At 69.2% G+C, this 18,734-nt stretch carries 12 protein-coding genes; 9 read left to right on the top strand and 3 right to left on the bottom strand.

Annotated features, from left to right (window positions below; translation table 11 throughout):
- The first annotated feature begins 310 nt into the window (after window positions 1–310).
- Both WME82_RS10400 and WME82_RS10395 read left to right on the top strand, forming a co-directional pair.
- Window positions 311–715, top strand: coding sequence for a VOC family protein (locus WME82_RS10400; protein ID WP_438042688.1), 405 nt, complete (start codon window positions 311–313; stop codon window positions 713–715).
- Window positions 716–1,000: 285 nt separating this feature from the next.
- Window positions 1,001–1,882, top strand: a complete 882-nt coding sequence (locus tag WME82_RS10395) for a VOC family protein (protein ID WP_438042687.1) — start codon at window positions 1,001–1,003, stop codon at window positions 1,880–1,882.
- Window positions 1,883–1,960: 78 nt separating this feature from the next.
- Here WME82_RS10395 and WME82_RS10390 read toward each other — a convergent pair whose 3' ends face one another.
- The gene (locus tag WME82_RS10390) at window positions 1,961–2,842 is read right to left on the bottom strand and encodes an AraC family transcriptional regulator (RefSeq protein ID WP_438042686.1); all 882 of its coding nucleotides are present in this window, start codon (window positions 2,840–2,842) and stop codon (window positions 1,961–1,963) included.
- A gap of 290 nt (window positions 2,843–3,132) precedes the next feature.
- On the opposite strand from WME82_RS10390, the gene WME82_RS10385 reads away from it, so the two are divergent.
- The gene (locus WME82_RS10385; RefSeq protein WP_437917372.1) at window positions 3,133–3,615 is read left to right on the top strand and encodes a DoxX family protein; all 483 of its coding nucleotides are present in this window, start codon (window positions 3,133–3,135) and stop codon (window positions 3,613–3,615) included.
- 155 nt (window positions 3,616–3,770) lie between these two features.
- On the opposite strand, the gene WME82_RS10380 is transcribed toward WME82_RS10385, so the two are convergent.
- Window positions 3,771–4,730, bottom strand: a complete 960-nt coding sequence (locus WME82_RS10380; protein ID WP_438042685.1) for a response regulator — start codon at window positions 4,728–4,730, stop codon at window positions 3,771–3,773.
- Between the two features lie 413 nt (window positions 4,731–5,143).
- On the opposite strand from WME82_RS10380, the gene WME82_RS10375 reads away from it, so the two are divergent.
- On the top strand, window positions 5,144–11,119 hold the full coding sequence (locus WME82_RS10375) for an AAA family ATPase (protein WP_438042684.1): 5,976 nt from the start codon (window positions 5,144–5,146) through the stop codon (window positions 11,117–11,119).
- Here WME82_RS10375 and WME82_RS10370 read toward each other — a convergent pair.
- Complete coding sequence (locus tag WME82_RS10370) at window positions 11,100–12,512, bottom strand: L-serine ammonia-lyase (RefSeq protein WP_438042683.1); 1,413 nt, start codon at window positions 12,510–12,512, stop codon at window positions 11,100–11,102. The genes WME82_RS10375 and WME82_RS10370 overlap by 20 nt on opposite strands.
- A gap of 215 nt (window positions 12,513–12,727) precedes the next feature.
- Between WME82_RS10370 and WME82_RS10365 the strand changes: the two genes are divergently transcribed.
- From WME82_RS10365 to WME82_RS10345, 5 genes are all read left to right on the top strand, one after another.
- A complete protein-coding gene (locus WME82_RS10365) occupies window positions 12,728–13,516 on the top strand; it encodes an OmpA family protein (protein WP_438042682.1) in 789 nt (262 codons plus the stop codon).
- 14 nt (window positions 13,517–13,530) lie between these two features.
- A complete protein-coding gene (locus tag WME82_RS10360; protein WP_438042681.1) occupies window positions 13,531–14,811 on the top strand; it encodes a glycosyltransferase in 1,281 nt (426 codons plus the stop codon).
- A 232-nt stretch (window positions 14,812–15,043) separates the two neighbouring features.
- Window positions 15,044–15,511, top strand: coding sequence for a hypothetical protein (locus tag WME82_RS10355; protein WP_438042680.1), 468 nt, complete (start codon window positions 15,044–15,046; stop codon window positions 15,509–15,511).
- Complete coding sequence (locus WME82_RS10350; protein ID WP_438042679.1) at window positions 15,508–17,511, top strand: RHS repeat domain-containing protein; 2,004 nt, start codon at window positions 15,508–15,510, stop codon at window positions 17,509–17,511. Before WME82_RS10355 ends, WME82_RS10350 begins: the two co-directional genes overlap by 4 nt.
- Before the next feature lie 52 nt (window positions 17,512–17,563).
- Window positions 17,564–18,709 carry a hypothetical protein gene (locus WME82_RS10345; RefSeq protein WP_438042678.1) on the top strand — a complete coding sequence of 382 codons (1,146 nt, stop codon included), beginning with the start codon at window positions 17,564–17,566 and terminating at the stop codon, window positions 18,707–18,709.
- The last annotated feature ends 25 nt before the right edge of the window (window positions 18,710–18,734 follow it).

Raw genomic sequence — 18,734 nt, 5'->3', positions numbered from 1 at the left:
AGGGCGGCGCGCTCGTGCATCGACGCGCTCGCCCCAGCAGCCGTCCATGTACGTGATGTGCAGCTCGCCTTCGCTCGTTGGTTCTTTGTTGCTGCCGGCAATCAGTTTCGAGAACGGGCGCCCCTTGACATACGTGTAGCAGCAGCGCGTTCAAGAAATAATGATGTGGTCATCTCCCTGGGTGATGTCGCGGCTGCCGCCCTGAACATCGGAGCGGTCCAGGTACGCTGCTGACGCCACGCTGGCAGCAGAGGCGAACTACATGGGCGGAGCATCGACTCCGCAGCTGCGGATGTGCAGGGAGGCCTTCATGGATTTTGTCTCGATCCGCATCATCACGGATGCCGCCAGACGTTTGGTCACGTTCTACGAGCATGTCACGGGTGTCGCAGCAACCTGGTACACCGAAGACTTCGCCGAGCTTACGACGCCTTCGTGCACCCTCGCCATCGCGCACCGGCGCACCATGGAGCTCTTCGCGGCGGGAGCAGCGCACCCGGCCGACAACCGCTCCGTCATCCTCGAGTTTCGCGTGAGCGACGTCGACGCGGAATATCGAAAGCTGGCGCCTGTCATCGGCAAGGTCGTGCAGGAGCCGACGACCATGCCCTGGGGCAACCGTTCGCTCCTCTTCCGCGACCCGGACGGCAACCTCGTGAACTATTTCACTCCCGTCAGCCCGGAAGCGATCAAAAAGTTCGACCGGCTGCGCTGATTCGCCCGGCGCGAGCGCGCGAGGTGGGCCAGCGAAGCGCTCGTCCCCCCGACGTCCGGCGGCTCCTTGGCGATCGGGGTCGCGCCCTGTCGCAGCACGACGCTGCAGCGCGCGCTTAGCTGCGCGCCATCGAGACGTTCGGCGCCGCCCTCGAGGGCTCGGGCCGGCCGGTCCGCCCGGCTTCCGAAGACGCCCACCGAAGCCACGTTCCCGCCGCTCAGCCTGGACCGCCGCGGCTTCCAATTTGTCCAATACGGCGGCGCGCGCGGGCAACAGAATCGGCACATGAAGATCATCCTCAAGATCATCCTCATCCTGGTCATTCTCTCTCTCGGAGGCTGCATGTCCCATACCACCGGATCGACCTCGGTCATGGAAGGCCCCGATGCCACCTCGGCCGTCGTCCGCTACCAGGTCACGGACGTCGATCGCGCCGTTCGCTTCTACACCGAGCGACTCGGCTTCACGCTCGACCTGCAGGCCGGCACGGCGTTCGCGACGGTCTCCCGCGGTGACTTGCGCTTGCTCCTGAGCGGCCCCGGCAGCTCCGGCGCGCGCCCGATGCCCGATGGCCGCGCTCAGGTCGCGGGCGGCTGGAACCGCATCGTCCTCTACGTCGACGACTTCGCCGCGCTCATCGAACGACTCCGCGCGGCCGGGACACCCTTCCGAAACGACATCGAAAGCGGCGTGGGGGGCGCGCAGATTCAGCTCGAGGATCCCGACGGCAACCCGGTCGAGCTTCACGAGGCGCCGGAGGAATCGACCTCGGCCGCGGAAGGCCCCGATGCCACCGCGGCCGTCGTCCGCTACCAGAACACGGACGTCGATCGCGCCGTTCGCTTCTACACCGAGCAACTGGGCTTCACGCTCGACCTGCAGGCCGGCACGGCGTTCGCGACGGTCTCCCGCGGTGACTTGCGCTTGCTCCTGAGCGGCCCCGGCAGCTCCGGCGCGCGCCCCATGCCCGACGGCCGCGCTCAGGCCGCCGGCGGCTGGAACCGCATCGTCCTCTACGTCGACGACCTCGCCGCGATCATCGAACGACTCCGCGCGGCCGGCACACCCTTCCGAAACGACATCGAACGCGGCATGGGGGGCGCGCAGATTCAACTCGAAGATCCCGACGGCAACCCGATCGAGCTTCACGAGGCATCGGCGGGTTGATCATGACGACTCGGAGGCGACCGGGTTCGTCGCCGGTAGCGCCGCGATGCGTCCCGACACCGCGCTGATCCTTCGCGGTCATCGGGTCGGGACGCATCGGGATCGCGCGTGTTGCCGGTCCCTTCCGCGCGGCCCATCCAGCGCGGCTGGCGCGGCGAGGGCGATGTGGTGCAACTTGACGCGTTCGCGGGAGGAGTGGGCGATGAGCGCGGTCGGCGAATTGCCGGACAGCGCCACGAACTCGCGGATCAGGTGCGACTGGTCGCAGAACCCTGACACGGCAGCGAGCCGGGCCCAGTCCGGCTCGCGCTCCCTCTCGGCCTGCGAGAGCGCCCGCCGAAAGCGTGTGATCCGGGCGAAGGTCTTCGGGGCGAGGCCGGTCTCGGCGGTGAACACGTCGACGAGCCGGCGGTGGCTGATGCCGAGCGTGGCCGCGACGTCGGCGACGCGCCTTTCGCCTCCCTCGAGCGCCGCGATCGCGTGCGGCACCAGGGGATGACCGGGGCGCGCAACCGAAAGGCGGTCGAGCAGCGCGCGCTCGAGCAGCGCGAAGCGAGCGCGCGGCTCCGGCGCCGCGCACAGGCGGTCGCGGAGCTCCGCCGCTCGCTGCCCCCAGAGCTCCGCGAGGTCGGCGTGCGTGTCGGTCAGCGCGCCGGGCGGCGCGCCGAGGAACGGCCACGCGCCGCCGGGGCGGAACTGGACCCCGACCATCGACGCGTGCTCGCGTGTGTCGACGCCGAAGGAGGACTGGTACGCGCCCGACACGACGGCACCGGAGTAGCGGCGAATGGCGGGGCCGTCGTAGACGCGAACCTCGTCCTGGTCGAGGTTGACGACCAGCTGGAGGGTACCGGAAGGCAGGATGCGCTCGGCCGCGTGAGGCGGAGCAGCCGAAAGGTACCAGAGCTCGGCGACGTGCGCCGAGAGCGGCGGACCCGGCACGTGGCGGACATACAACACGTGGGCATTATGGTCGACGATCACGCCGCCGGCCACATCGCCGCGCGGCGGTCGCGAAGCCCGAGCACTCCCGTCGCACCTTCGCCTATGCTGGCGTGAAGCGCGCGAGGTCGGCCATCCCGAGCGCCGCCTCGAGCTCGGCGACCTCAGCGACCGGCGTGTCCAGGTTGACGAGATTACGACGATGGCCTACGCGCTTCGAACCATGATCTCGACGGCGCATCGTGAGATCCGGGTGGGCCTCTGGAAGATCCACATAGACACTCCCTCGACAAGGGCTGGAATGAATAATGAAACACCTGCGCAAGATGCTCGATTCCCAGGCGCCTGCGGCGACGCTCCTTGTCCGTCTCTCGGTCGGGGCCGTCTTCTTGTCCGAAGGGCTCCAGAAGTTCATCTATCCAGCGGAGCTCGGCGCCGGACGGTTCGTCAAGATCGGCATCCCCTGGCCGGAAGCCATGGGACCTTTCGTAGGGGTGGTCGAGATCGTCTGCGGGGCGCTCGTGCTCGCGGGGCTCCTGACCCGGTTCGCCGCCGCTCTGCTCGTCATCGACATGGTCGTGGCGCTGCTCTCGACCAAGCTTCCGATCCTGCTCGGCCGAGACATCCTCGGCTTCCACGTGCGCAAGCTGCCGCAATACGGCTTCTGGAGCATGGCCCACGAGGCGAGGACGGACTGGGCGATGCTGCTGGGTGCGCTCTTTCTCGTCGTCGTCGGCGCGGGGCGCTGGTCCTTCGACGCGCGCCTGGCACGGCGCCGGAGCGCGCCGTGAATGAATCAACACCTCTCCCGCGTCGGTCCGGCGCTGGACGGGGCTGACCTGACGCCTGGGCGTCGCTCGCGAGCCCTCGTCCGAAAGACAAGAAGAGGGACAGCTGACGCGCGTTCGGCTTCAGGCGGCCGGGAGCCTCCGGCAGAGCAGAGGTCCTATCCTCGATGACGGGAGGCATGCATCGCGACGGCAATGCCGTCCTGGAGCGTGCCCTTCGTGACGATGCCTTGCAGCGGTGCGTCGAGTTGCACGAGCGTTCGGGCCACCTCCGAGCCTATCCCGGTGATCACCGTGCGCGTCCCCAGGAGCCGCAGGCCGCTGGCCGCGACGAGGAGCATGGCGGCGACGCGCTCGTCCACATGTTTGAGGCCGGTGATATCGATGATGACGAACTCGGCGCCTCGGCTGCTCGCGCCGTGGAGCATCGCATGGTTGGCCTGCTGAGCCCGGTCGCTGTCCATCGTACCGATGAGCGGCATGACCAGGATGCGATCCGTGATCGGAATGAGCGGCGTGGAGAGCTCGAGGAGCCGGCTGCGCTGCGCGGCGATGATCTGCTCGTGCAGCGCGGTCCTCTCCGCGTTCGCGTGCCCCTTCTCGACGAGCTCGCGCTCGAGCCCCTCCTTGGCCTCGCGCAGCTCGTCCGTACGGGTCATGAGCTCGGCGAGGAGCGCCTCGCGCGCGGCCTCGACGGCGACGCGCTGCCGAACCTCCGACTCCAGGCTGGCGTTCTTCTCCTGCAATGCTCGCGTCATGCGCCGGACGGCGATGTGCGGGCGTATCCGCGCAAGGAGCTCCTCCGTATCGAAGGGCTTGCTTATGTAATCCACGGCGCCCGCCTTCAACCCCTGCAACCGGTGCTCCCGATTGTTCAAGGCGGTCATGAACACGACCTGGGTGTCGGCGGTCTGCGGGTTGGCCTTCAAGCGCCTGCACACCCCGAAGCCGTCGATATCTGGCAACATGACGTCGAGGAGCACGAGATCCGGCTGCTCGCGCTCGATCAAGCTGATCGCCATGTTGCCATCCGTGGCGACGGCGAGGTCCAGATGCTCGCCCGACAGTACGTCGAGGAGCGTGTCGAGGTTGGCGGGGTTGTCGTCGACCGCGACCACGAAACCATTGAATTGCGTCAAAATCTTCCCCCCAGTGCCTGAAAAACGCGGCGTGGACGTTATCAAGGCGCGCGACGACTGTAAAGGGCCAAGCATGCAGCGTCGCTCCGAGGAGCGCGGCTCCGACGATCCCTGCTGAGCGCTGACACGACGTATCTGTAACTCGCTTCACGTCGATGAGGCCAGGGCAGATCGAACTGTACGTGTGCCGACGTATGCGGCCTCGCGTGACGCTGGTCACGACCTGGAAACGCCGTAGGCAGCGTGCGCCCGCGCACGCGCGTGGGGTGCGCAAAGGTGGCAGTCGCGAAGCATCGTTCACAATTGCATTGACTTGCGTTGCCCTGCCCAGGCTAGTTTAGCGCGCACTCGGCTATCGTGCCGCGGTGCAGATACAGGGGAGGGGTTCGGGCATGGAACTGACGGAGTATGCGCTGGGGGATATCGCTTACGAAGGAAGCGAGACGCGCGTCTGTCGCGCGGTGCATCTCCCCTCGGGCGCGCAGGTGGCGATCAAGTTTCCGCTCGCCGAGGTGCCGAGCCCGCGCGTCATGGGGCGGCTGGTCCACGAGCATCAGGTGCTCCGGTACCTCGCGGCTGTGCCCGGCGTGGCGCGCGTGCATGCGTTCGAGCAGCGGAATGGCACGGCGGCGCTGGTGCTCGAGAACCCTGGAGGGAGCTCGCTCGATCAGGTGCTCGCCAGGCAGGGGCGTTTGCCGGTGGCGGCCGGGCTGCGGCTCGGGCGCCGCCTTGCTCGGGTGCTCGAGGGCGTGCATGCCGCCGGTGTGATGCACAAGGACATCAAGCCGCAGAACCTGCTCGTGGATGAGACGTACGAGCAGGTCACCCTGCTCGACTTCGGCATCGCCTCGCTGCTGTCCCAGGAAGCGACCGAGGCCAGCATTCCCGAAGCGCTGGAGGGGACGCTGGCGTACATCTCGCCGGAGCAGACGGGGCGCACGGCGCGCGCGCTCGATACGCGCACGGATCTCTATTCGCTGGGCGTGACGCTCTTCGAGGCGCTGTCCGGGCGGCGGCCCTTCACGGACCGCGATCCGCTCTCGCTGGTGCACGCGCATCTCGCCAAGAAGCCGCCTCCGCTCGATACGATCGCACCGGAGGTGCCGGCCGCCGTGTCGGCGATCATAGCGAAGCTCCTGGCGAAGGATCCCGAGCGGCGGTACCAGACGGCCAGAGGCGCGGCGGAGGACCTGGAGGAGGCGCTCCGCGCGCTCCACGAGCGTGGTACGGTGGAGCCCTTCCCGCTTGGAGAGAAGGACTTCTCACGGAAGCTGCGGTTGCCGCAGGTGCTCGTTGGGCGGGAGCAGGACGTCGAGCGGGTAGGCGAATCGTTCGCCCGCGCCGAGCGGGGCGCGGCGGAGCTCTTGCTCGTCGGCGGACCGTCGGGCATCGGCAAGACGGCGCTGGTGCGCACGGTCTACCACGACATCGCGAAGGCGGGGCGCGGCCTCTTGATCGCGGGCAAACACGACCAGCTCGCGCGGTCGACGCCGTACGCCGCGATGGCGCAGGCGTTCGGGGGGCTGATGCGTCAATGGCTCTCGAGCCCGAAGACGGTCCTGGAGACATGGCAGGATCGGATCCGGAGCGAGGTCGGGGACAACGCGCGGCTGATCGCCGATGTGGTGCCGGAGCTCGACCTCGTCATGGGCAAGCTGCCGCCGGTGCCGCCGGTGGAGGGCGAGCAGGTGCTCAATCGGCAGAAGCTGACGTGGCTGAACTTCGTTCGCACCGTCACGGCGCCGAACCCGCCGCTCGTCATGTTCCTGGACGACATGCAGTGGGCAGACAGCGCCACGCTGATCATCCTGCAGACGCTGCTGACGGACGTGGAGCGAAGGTCGCTGCTGGTGATCGCAGCCTACCGTGACAACGAGACACCGCCCGAGCACCCGCTGTGGAAGCTCGTGGAGGCGGTGGAGGCGAGCGAGGCCAGGGTATCGAGGCTCACGGTGGGCCCCCTGTCGGAAGAGCAGGTGCAAAAGTGGGTGTCGCGCACGCTCGAGACCGAGCCGAGGCGCGTGGAGCCGCTCGCGCGTGTGCAGTGGCAAAAGACGCGTGGAAACCCGTTCTTCCTGGAGCAACTGCTGCTCTCCCTGCACCGGCAGGAGCTGCTGGTGAGGGACGCCGAGAGCGGGGAATGGCGCTGGAACCAGGCGGATCTGGAGCGAGCGCAGATCACCGACAACGTGGTGGCGCTGCTGACGGACAAAGTGCGAGACATGCCGGACGCGACGCAGCAGCTCATGGGGCTCGCCGCATGCGCAGGGCACACGTTCCATCTCCACGATCTGGAGCGGTTGAGCGGGTGGGCGTGCGCCCGGGTGACGGAGGCGTTATGGCCGGCGCTGGAGGAGGAGCTGGTCGTGCCGGTCGACGGGGCTTATCGCCCCGCGCAGGCGCTTGGAGGGGTGGGCGACGGAGCGCTGGACGCTACGTACCGGTTCTTGCACGATCGCGTGCAGCAGGCGAGCTACGAGCGGATCTCGCCGGAGCAGCGCGTCCTCGCGCACCTCGAGATCGGCCGGCGGCTCTGGGCGCGGTATCGAGCAGAGGGGGGCACGGCTCAGCAGCTCCTGGAGCTCGCGCGGCACATGAACCAGGGCGCGGCGCGGCTCACGTCCGCGGAGGAGCTCAATGACGTCGCGCGGCTGAACCTGGAGGCCGCTCGCGTCGCGAAGGCCGCGAGCTCCCATCGACTGATGGCCAGCCTGCTGGAGAACGCGCGGGCGCTCCTCGGCGAGCGAGCCAACAACGAGGAGCGAGCGCTGTCGGTGGAGATAGCGCTGGAGCACCTGGAGGCGGCGTATCTGTTGCGAGAGTTCGACGACGTCGAAGCGCGCGCTCTCGACTTGCTCGCGAGGCCTCTCGGGGTGGTGCCCTGGCTGTCGGCGCAGGAGATCCGAGTCCGCTGCTGCCTGGCGGCGGGCCAGTATGCGCGGGGGATCGGGCTTGGTATCGCGGCGCTCGCGGAGCGGGGCTTCACCTTCCCCGACACCGACGAAGCGTGTCAGCCGGCGCTCGTCGAGGAGTCCGCCGCGCTGGATCGATGGCTGGAGCAGGACCTCGGCGCGTTCGATCGGATGCCGCCCGATCAGTCCCCGGAGCACCGGCTCATCGACGACCTGATGACGCGGACGCAGCTCTGCTCCATCTACGGCGGCCGGCCGATGCTCTACACGCTCATCATCGTTCGCATTGTCTCCGAGGCGGTGCGACGGGGGGCCCTCACGCCGGCTGCCGCCCTCATGATCAGCAGCTTCTCCAATGTGTGGTCGGTGGCCACAGGCATGTATCGCCGCGCCTTGCGCTGGACCGAGCCCGGGGTACGCGCTGCGGAGCGCGTGGGGTCCCCGATGCTTCCCGAGTGTCTGGTGCTCCATGGTATCTACCTGCTCTATTCCAGGCCTATCGACGAGACGGGCGTCTTCTATGAACAAGCCATCGCGGCCGGCCTGAAGATCGGCTCGTTCACGGGCACGAGCTGGGGCCTCCTGTCCGATCTGCTCTATTACCGCGTCTGGCGCGGCATGCCGCTCGGCCAGCTCGACGCGCACATCAAGGCTCGCTGGGATCTCGTGCAGCGCGCGGGGGACGCCGTGGGGAGGCACCACTTCGAGGCGGTCGCGTCCTATTGTGAGGTGCTGACGACCCCTGACGGCGCCCCGAAGCTCCTGAAAGACGAGCCGCTGCCGCGAGGTTCGCTCTCCCTCCTGGCCGACGGGGACGGGTTCACGGGAGGGCTCGCTCGGACCCTGGAAGTCTATCTGTTCTGTGTCACTGGCAGGTGGGAGCGAGCGCTATCCCGGGCGCGGGAGGCAGACCAGTTTCGAGCAGACATCCTCGGCATGCCGCAGGCGACGGATGTCGCGTTCTACCTCGCGCTTTCAGCGGCGAAGTGCTGGCATGACGCCGCCGGCGCCGAGGAGCAGGCGCGGCTGCGGGAGCACCTCGAGCACGGCCTCCAGCGGATGCGCTACTTCGCGGAGGGTTGTGCGCCGAATTTCCTCCACAAGCTGCGCCTCGTCGAGGCCGAGTACGCCCGCGTCCTCGGCAAGACCGAAGAGGCCATCGCCAGGTACGACGAGGCCATCGAGCACGCGCGCGAGCACCGCTTCCTGCACATCGAGGCGCTCGCGATCCAGCTCGCCGCCGAGTTCCGACTGCAAACGGGCACGAGCCACATCGGTGGCATGTACCTGCGCGAGGCTCGCGACGCTTATGCGCGCTGGGGCGCGGTCAACGTGGTCGCCCACCTGAACGCGAGATACCCTGCCTTGCTCAGGGCGTCCATGCACGGGGCGGCTGTCGAGCGCACGATGACGGCGGCGGGGACCACGACGACCACAGGCGCCTCCGCGGGCGCGAGCCTCGACGTGAACACCGCGGTGCGCGCGGCGCAGGCGCTCTCGAGCGAGCTCGACCCGGAGCGCGTCGTGGGCCGGCTGATGGAGCTGCTCCTGGAGAACGCGGGGGCGCAGCGCGGCGCCCTCGTGCTCCGCGAAGGGGAAGCGCTCTCCGTCGTGGCGCGGCTGTCGGTGGAGGGGGCTCGCATCGAGACGGGGCTGTCGGAGCCGCTCGAGCAGAGCCACGACGTGCCGGTGACGATGGTGCAGTATGCGGCCCGCACGGGCGAGCCGGTGGTGACGGGCGATGCGGCGAGCGAGGCGCGCTTCGCCGTCGACCCTTACCTCGCGTCTCGCGCGGTGCGCTCGCTCTTGGCCCTGCCCTTGACGCACAGGGGCCATCTCGTGGGCGTGCTGTACCTCGAGCACCGCGACGTGCCGTCGGCGTTCCCTCCTGCGCGGGTGGAGTTCCTGTCGGTGCTGGCCTCGCAGGCGGCCATTGCCGTCGAGAACGCCGTCCTGTACCGGGACCTGGAGGCCAAGATCAAGGAGCGCACGGCCGAGCTCCAGATCGCCAAGGAGGCGGCCGATCGGGCGAACCGGGCGAAGAGCGATTTCCTCTCGAGCATGAGCCACGAGCTGCGCACGCCGCTCAACGGCATCCTCGGTTATGCCCAGGTCCTCTCTCGCGCGCCCGAGCTCTCCCTGAAGAGCCGTGATGGGGTGCAAGTCATCAAGCAATCGGGCGAGCATCTCCTTTCATTGCTGGAAGACGTGCTGGACCTCGCGAAGATCGAGGCCGGCAAGATGGATCTCGTCGCGACGAAGTTCGATTTCCAGGCCCTGGTGCGCACGGTGGTGGATCTGTGTCGCGTGCGCGCGGACCAGAAGGGCATCGCCTTCACCCATGAGATACGCGGCGGAACGACGTCCGCGTTCTACGGCGACGAGAAGCGCCTGACGCAGGTGCTGTTGAACCTCCTCAGCAACGCCATCAAGTTCACCGAGCGAGGAAGCATCGCCCTCGTCGTCGACGCGCTGAAGCGCGGCCCCGGTGAAGGGAGCACGTTGCGGTTCCGGGTCGAGGACACGGGCCCCGGGATCGCCGCGGAGCACGTCTCGCGCATCTTCGATCCCTTCGAACAGGTCGGAGATCACAAGGCGAAGAGCGCCGGCACAGGGCTCGGCCTCGCCATCACGAAGAGAATCGTCGACCAGATGGGCGGCACGATCGAGGTCGAGAGCGAGCTCGGCCGAGGCAGCGCCTTCACGGTGACGCTCGCGCTCGCGGAGGGGCCCGCCTCCGCGAGCGCCGACAAGGCCCTCGGATGGCATACGATCACCGGGTATCGCGGAGAGCGCCGCACGATCCTCGTCGTGGACGACAACCCGCATAACCGTGCCCTGATCAGCGATTTGCTGGTCCCGATCGGCTTCGAGGTCGTGGAGGCCGAAGACGGTGAGGCGGCGCTCCGGCTGGCCATGGAGCGGAGGCCGGCGCTCGTCTTGATGGACCTGGTCATGCCGGGCATCGACGGCCATGAGGCCACGCGCCGCCTGCGGCAGATGCCCGAGCTCGGCGAGGTCGTCATCCTGATCTCGTCCGCGAACGTGTCCGGAGCCGAACAGCAGGAGGACGTCCGCGCCGGCTGGAACGACTCCCTGCACAAGCCCGTGCAAGCGGGCGAGCTCTTCGACAAGATCCACCGCTTCCTCGGCGTGGAATGGATTCACGCCGAGGAGAAGGCCCCTGTCGCGGCGGCGAGGGAGAAGGGTCCGCTGGTGCCGCCTTCGGCCGAGGAGCTTGCCCTTCTATCGCGGCTCGTGGCGTCGGGGCGCGTCCGGAACGTGGTGGCGGAAGCGGTGCGGATGGAGGAAACCGACCCGCGGCTCGGCCCGTGGCTCGAGCAGCTCAGGGCGCTCGTGCGGACGTACCAGATGCGAAAGCTGCAAGAGTTCGTCGATGGGTATGCCGGAGGCACGGCGCTGCCCAGGAGGAGCGCTAGCACTCCGGCAAATTGACCCCCACCTCCACCGGCAGCTCGAGCACGTTGACCGCGAGCCCCCCGCGCGCCGTCTCCTTGTACTTCGACTCCATGTCTGCCCCGGTGTCGCGCATCGTCTTGATCACCTTGTCGAGGCTCACGAAGTGCGCCCCATCCCCGTGCAGCGCCATGCGCGCCGCGCTGATCGCCTTGATCGCGGCCATCGCGTTGCGCTCGATGCACGGCACCTGGACGAGCCCGCCCACGGGATCACACGTCAATCCGAGGTTGTGCTCCATCGCGATCTCGGCCGCGTTCTCCGCCTGCTCCGGCGTGCCGCCCAGCACCTCGGCCAGCGCGCCCGCGGCCATCGAGCACGCGGAGCCCACCTCGCCCTGACACCCCACCTCCGCGCCGCTGATCGACGCGTTCTCCTTGTAGAGAATGCCTATCGCGCCCGCCGTGAGCAAGAAGCGGATGACCCCCTCGTCCGTCGACGTCGGCACGAAGCGCCGGTAATAGTGCAGCACCGCCGGGATGATCCCCGCGGCGCCGTTCGTCGGCGCCGTGACCACGCGGCCCCCGGCGGCGTTCTCCTCGCTCACCGCGAGCGCGTAGAGGCTCACCCAGTCTATCGCCGTCAGCGGATCCCGGAGCCCCGCCTCGGGGCTCTCGATGAGCTTGCGGTACAGCGCCGGCGCGCGGCGCACCACCTTGAGGCCGCCGGGCAACACGCCCTCCGCCCGGAAGCCGCGCCGCACGCACTCCTGCATCACCCCCCAGATCCGCAGGAGGCCCGCCCGGGTCTCCGCCTCCGGGCGGAAGACCTTCTCGTTCTCCAGCATGACCTGGCTTACCGACAGGCCGCTCGCCGCGCACGCCGCGAGCAGATCCGCGGCGCTGTGAAACGGATACGGCAGCGGCGTCGTGTCCGCTTCGATCGGGTTTTCCCCCTTCGCCGCCGCCTCGTTCACCACGAAGCCGCCGCCCACCGAGTAATACACGCGCGCGCGGAGCGGCGCGCCCCCCTCGTCCAGCGCCGTGAAGCGCATGCCGTTCGGATGAAACGGCAGGCTCCGGTGCAGGAAGGCCAGGTGTCCTTTCACCTGGAAGCCGATCTCGTGGCGGGAGAGCAGCGACAGCCGGCCGCTCTGCCGCACGCCCTCGACGATCGCGCCCGCCCGCTCGACGTCCACGCCGTCCGGCGTCTCGCCCATGAGCCCGAGGATCACGGCCTTGTCGCTGCCATGGCCGCGGCCGGTGGCGCCGAGCGACCCGAACAGCTCCACCGACACCGCCGCGGTGCGGGCGAGCAGGCCCGCCTCGTCGAGATCCACCGCGAACATGCGCGCCGCGCGCATCGGCCCGACCGTGTGCGAGCTGCTGGGCCCGATACCGATCTTGAAGAGGTCGAAAATGGTGACTGCCATGTGACGTGGAACGCCGTTCAGCAGGATCTCCGGCGCCTTTGCCGGAGCGCGCTCGACGCTCGACGGTACACCCTACACCGGTGCAGGCCGGCGCGCAGGGCGGCTCGCGCCGCGAGCACACAGCACGTCACCCCGCCGCTCCACCACGCGCGCCTTTTGGTATGCTCGGGGACGTCTTCCTGCATTTCCCTCACCCTCCAGAGATGGGGATCCCCATGCGCCATGCCCCGGCCGTGCTCCTCGCCGCCTCCCTGCTCGCCCCCGCCGCCGCGCGCGCTGACGGCCCCTCGCCCCCGCCCGCGCAGAGCGCACCAGCGAGGCCGCCCGCGCTCGAGGTGACGATCGACAGGTCCAAGGTGGACCTCAAGGGCCGCCAGATCGAGGTGAAGCTGTCGCGCGCCGCCAGCAAGGTGCGCATCAAGGTCCTCGGGCAGTCGGGCGCGGTCCTGGCCGAAGAGGAGAAGCCGTTCGGCGGGGCCGCCGCCGGCTCGCCGCTCGCCGTGAGCTGGTCGCCCTCGAGCGACGAGCCGGTCGCGCGCATCGAGGTGTACGGCTACGACACCGAGGGTTACTGGGCGGGCATCGCGATCATCCCCTGGAACGTGAGCATCCCCCACGAAGAGGTGCAGTTCGAGACCAACTCCGACGTCATCCGCGCCCCCGAGGTGCCCAAGCTGGAGGCGAGCCTCCAGAAGATCTCGGAGGTCGTGGCGAAGACCAGCGAGCTCGGCAAGATCACGCTGTTCATCGTCGGCCACACGGACACGGTCGGCAGCGTGGAGCACAACCTTACGCTGTCGCGGAAGCGCGCCCGCGCGATCGCCGCCTGGTTCAAGGGCCGCGGCGTGAAGCTCCCCATCGCCTTCGAGGGGCTCGGCGAGTCGGCGCCGCTCGTGAAGACCGCGGACCAGGTGGACGAGCCGCGCAACCGCCGGGTCGACTACATCCTGTCGGTCGAGCCGCCGCGGCTGCCGTCGGGCGACGCGTCCTGGAAGGCGCTCTGAGGCGAGGCGGCCCCGTGAAGACCACCGTCCTCGCCCTCGGCAGCCGCGGCGATGTCCAGCCCGCGATCGCGCTCGGCAAGGCGCTCGCGGCCCGCGGCCACGCCGTCAGCGTCCTCGCCGGCAAGAGCTTCCAGCCCTGGATCGAGGCGCACGGGCTCGCCGCCATCCCGGCGAGCGTCGACTCGGTCGACATCATGGAGAGCGACCTCGGCAAAGAGTGGGTGTCGCGCGGCACGAACCCGATGGCCCAGTCGAAGATCCTGCAGCGGATCATCGACCGCTTCGGCGCGGAGATGGCCGACGACGCCCTGCGCGCCTGCGAGGGCGCCGAGCTCATCCTGAGCAGCTTCACCTCGGACACGTACGCGGCCTCCATCGCCGAGGCCTCCGGCGCGGTGCAGGTCAGCATGCCGCTCCAGCCCTCCATCCTGGCGACGCGCCACGGGCCGACCGCGCTCGCCGCCCCCGTTCCGCGCCGCGACAGCGTGCTCAACCTCCTGTTCGGCAAGCTCCTGATCGAGCCGACGGTGTGGCGCTGGTACGGCGGCGTGACGGCCCGCGTGCGGCAGAGGCTCGGCCTGCCGCCGCAGGATCGGCGAACGTACATGGCCGCGCTGCGCCGCATGCTGGTCGTCCACGGCTACAGCGCCCACGTCGTCCCGCACCCGCCGGACTGGCCGCCCAGCTACCACACGACGGGCTACTGGTTCCTCGACGAGGGCGAAGCGTACAGGCCGCCCGAGGCCCTCGAGCGGTTCCTCGCGGCGGGCGAGCCGCCCATCGCCCTCGGCTTCGGCAGCATGACGTCCCACGATCCCGGCGCCACGACGAGGCTCCTCGTCGACGCGGTCGCGCGGAGCGGCCAGCGCGCCATCCTGCTCTCCGGCTGGGCCGGGCTCGGCGACATCGCGCTGCCCGACACGATCCTCCGGATCGACGCCGCGCCGCACGACTGGCTCTATCCTCGCGTCGCCGCGGCGGTGATCCACGGCGGCGCGGGCACCGTGGCCGCGTGCCTGCGCGCCGGGCGGCCCGCGGTGGTCGTCCCGCACCTCGCGGACCAGCTCTTCTGGGGGCGCCGCGTCGAGGAGCTCCGCGTCGGCCCGCGCGCCATCCCGCGGCCACGCCTCACCGCCGACGCGCTCGCGGCCGCGATCCGGACCGCCGCGACCGACGCCGGCATGAAGCAGCGCGCCGAGGAGCTCGGACGCAAGATCCGCGGCGAGGACGGCGCGGCGGCGGCGATAGGCCACATCGAGCGGCACCTCGCGGCGCGCAATGGCGTGACAGCGTAGGAATCCGCCGTCCGAGGACATCGGCCCTCGGCCGCCCACGCCGTCGCGTGAGCCTCGCGCGTCCACACTGTGGGCGGCGAGGACGCGCTGTGAAGGAGCCTTTCCAAAGTCCTCGTCGCCGGGGTCCGGGCGCATGTACTCTCGTCCGATCAGCGCAGCGGGCGCCCCGTCCGCCGAGCGGCTCGGATACCGCCCTTCCTTCGGATACGCCCCTTACCTTGACGAGGCCATGATGCAGCCGGATCTTCTCTCCAGCACACCCGCCCGCGCCACCGCCCGCGCGAGCGCGCCGCCGTCGGCGCGTGGCTTTCCGCTCGTCGGCGTGCTCCCGCACCTGCTCAAGGATCGGCTCGATTACCTCGTCTCGGCGAGAGAGCAGCTCGGCGATCTGTACACAATCGATCTCGGGCTCGCGCGGATCGTCGCGCTGAACCACCCGAGGCACGCGCAGCACGTCCTGCGTGACAACGCGCGCAACTACCGCAAGGGAGGCGCGATATGGGCAGGACGGACGCGGCGGAGGCAATACGATGTATTCGGCCGCCTCACCGGCATCGCAAGCCCGGCGGCGCGGCGCTGCGACGGCGCTACGACGACGGGGCACAGCAGTCCATCACCATCCACGAGGATGGCGCGCGCACGATCCAGCGCGAAGGGGAGCGCGGAAAGATCGAGCAGGTCGACGAGGCAGGCCGCGTGACGACATGGTCGTTGAACGCCGCGGGCCTGGTGACCCAGGTCGACCATCCCGGCGGCGCCACCGAGACGTTCTCGTACGACGCGCACGCGAACCTCGCGCGCCACGTGGACACGATCGGCGTCACCTTCGAATACACGTGGGATCTGTGGGGGCTGCCCGTGCGCATCAAGGGCGAGAGCGGCCAGACCTACGAGCTCTTCTACGACAGCCGGAACGAGGTCGCGGAGATCGTCGAGGAGAACGGCAGGCGCACTACCTTCGTGACCGACGCGATGAGACAGATCATCGAAGAGCGCACCACCGAGGGCGCGATCACGACGAGCCGCTATGTCGCAGGCGCGCTCGTCGAGCGGATCCGCCCGGACGGCGGTCGTTTCCGCTTCGGATACGACGGGCTCCTGCGCCTGCGATGGATCGAGAACCCCGCCGGCGAGCGGTACGAGCGCGAGTACGATGCATCCGGCAACATCGCGTGGGCGAAAGGCGCCGAGCGGCAGGCGCGAGCGTTCGAATGGATCCGGCTGGGCCCGCTCGCCAGGATCATCGATGCGCAGCGCGGCTCCCGCCGCTATGCCCTCGACGTGATGGGGAGGCCGGTCGAAGCCGAGGGGCTCGAGGTGCGCGAACGGTTCACCTACGCGCCGCAGGGCACCGCCGTGCCAGCCGACGTGCCCTTCGCCCTCGGGCGCGATGGGCGGCCTATCGCGAACGGGCGAGCTCGCCTGAGCTGGGACAGCGCCGGCCGACTGGCGGCGCGGCATGCGGACGATCCGCTGCAGAGCTGGCAATACCGCTATGACGAGAACAACCAGCTGATCCAAGCGGTGCGCGGCGACGGGCTCGAAATCCGCTATCTGTACGATCCGTTCGGCCGCCGATTGGCTGTGGGCTTCAACGACGGCACGAGCGTCTGGTTCGGCTGGGACGGCAACAGCATCGTCGAGGAGCTCCCCTCCTCGGGCGCGCCTGTGCGGCGCGTGTTCGCGGACGATGGCTTCACGCCGCTCCTGGAAAGCGGGCCCGACGGCGCCTGGCAGCTCGTGCTCACCGACGCCGCGGCGGCGCCGTGGCTCTACGCGGCGCCGGATCTGCAGTGCTCCACGATCGAGATGAGCACGTGGGGCGAGGTGGCGTCGAGGACGGGGCAGCCTGGGCAGCTGCGCTTCGCGGGGCAGCGCGCCGATGAGCTGACGGGCCTCCATTACAACAGGCATCGTTACTATGCGCCGGATCTTCACGTCTTCCTGACGCCCGATCCGCTCGCCCTCCTCTCCACGCTGCAGGACGTGGGGTACGTCCCGAACCCGACGATCTTCATCGATCCGCTCGGACTGCTGACGATTATCAATGGATCGCCGGGCGATCCCGTGATGAAAGATACCATCCGGCAAATGAAGGCGCAGTATCCGGACGCGAAGGTCATCCGGAGCGACAAGCTCGGCAAGTCACCCTCAATCTGGCAGAGGCTCTCGGGGACGGGAAAGAACGCGAACATGATTGATGCCAATGAAAACCATGTATTCGTCACGACGCATGGAGCGCCTGGACGCGCACAGTGGAAGGGCAAGAAGGGTGGCTACGCCACGGGTGACGAGATCGGCATGCAGCTCAACAAGGCGGGGTTCAAGGGCAAGGGCGTGCGCGTGGACACTACCATATGCAACGGCGCGACTCCCGGAGAGAACGACGCGCCTAGCATCACCCAGGGAATTGCAAATCAGACGGGAGCGACGGTGTGGGGCGCTCTGGCCGATGATCCCGGGGCGGCGCGGAGGGGAACGCCGATGACAAAGCATCCGATCACCTTCGTCAAGCCGCGGCCGTGGTACAACTTCTGGTCTCCGACCGCGAAGCAGGGTGACGGCTCCGACTTCGTCATCGAAGACAAGGAGTACATCACCGACAAGCAGGGTCACCTCTACTACGGCACGATGAGCGGCACACCGAACAACCCAACGGTGCACGGCGGGAAGTACGTGCCCACAGCGCCGAAGCGATAGCCCTATGCCTGTATGGCCCATCCTGCCTTCGCCGCCTCCGCAGCAAGCGGATGTGGACCGCGCCCTCGGCAGCGCGACGGCGGCGTGGCTCGTCGCGAACGATCGCCGCCGCGTTCGCGTCCCTCGTTCCGAGCTCGACGCGCTTCGCCCGCTGCTTCGCCTCCGCGGGAATACGCCTCCGCACGGCGAGGGCGCAGATCTACTAGAGGAGGACACGCTGGGGCCGGTCACGGTGGAGCTCGAGCGCCATGGGCGGCCAATCGCCGCGCTGCGCGTGGGTGCTGACCTATCGATCCAGCTTGCGTGGGATACCGCCGCGCACGTGGACGCGCCTGCCGCGCTCCGCGCCTGGCTCACCGCGCACGGTGTAGCCGTACCGCGCCCCGAGCCAGGACGCGGCCAAGCGCCCGCAGGCTCGGCGTCAGGAGGTGCGCTCGTTCCTCCGGGGGCGACCCTCATTGCCGCAACGTCGTCGTCCTATCGCCGCCTTTGCACGGATGGCAACCGGGTTTTCGCCATCGACGGCTGGAGGCTCGTGCGGCTGAAGAAGGATCACGGGGTCCTCGAGGTGTGCCCCGTCTTCAGGCCAGACACACCCCTCGCGATCCGCAATCGCGCGGTGCTCTTGCTCGACCCGAGCGGCAGGCGCTGCGTTGTGACGGAAGAGGATGAGTCTCGCCCAGCCCTGCGACCGCTCTGTGGCCTGCCGGCGTTACGCCTTCGCCATGCGCTGCCACGCTTCACGGAGGCGCGCGACGCGGCGCTCGCCCGCCTCGTCCCGAACGACGCCGACCTGCTCCCGCTCGACCCCGGCTACGACGCCTGCGACGCCTACGAGGCATTCGGCGGCCCGCTGCCGGCCGCGCTGCGGCTGCGCTCGTTCTGGGGCTGCGACGTTCCGCGCGGGCTCCTGTACGAGGCGCCGAAGCGCGGCGCTCCCCGGAACGTCGCGCTCGGCGGCCGCCCTGTCTGGCTGGGCGCGACCAATACGGGTGTGCTCGTCGTCGTGGCGCGCGCAGACAACGAGGTGGCCGTGCTCGCGGTCGACGAGGGCGGCCCGGCCCGCTCGCTGGGCGCGTTCTGCGGCCGGGCGGACGACGTGCTCGCCGTGCTGCGCGTGGGCGGCGAGGCGTGGCTCCACCTCGCTGCGCCGCTCGGCGACATCGTCGTGGCGCTGGAGGACGCCGCAGGTAGATAGCACAACTGCGGGAAGTTCCCTGGTT

Origin of the sequence: Sorangium sp. So ce128 (assembly GCF_051525245.1) — a bacterium.
Lineage (GTDB): Bacteria > Myxococcota_A > Polyangia > Polyangiales > Polyangiaceae > Sorangium > Sorangium cellulosum_B.
The sequence above is the reverse complement of the archived record's forward strand: the minus strand, read 5'-3'. Positions and strand labels throughout refer to the sequence as shown.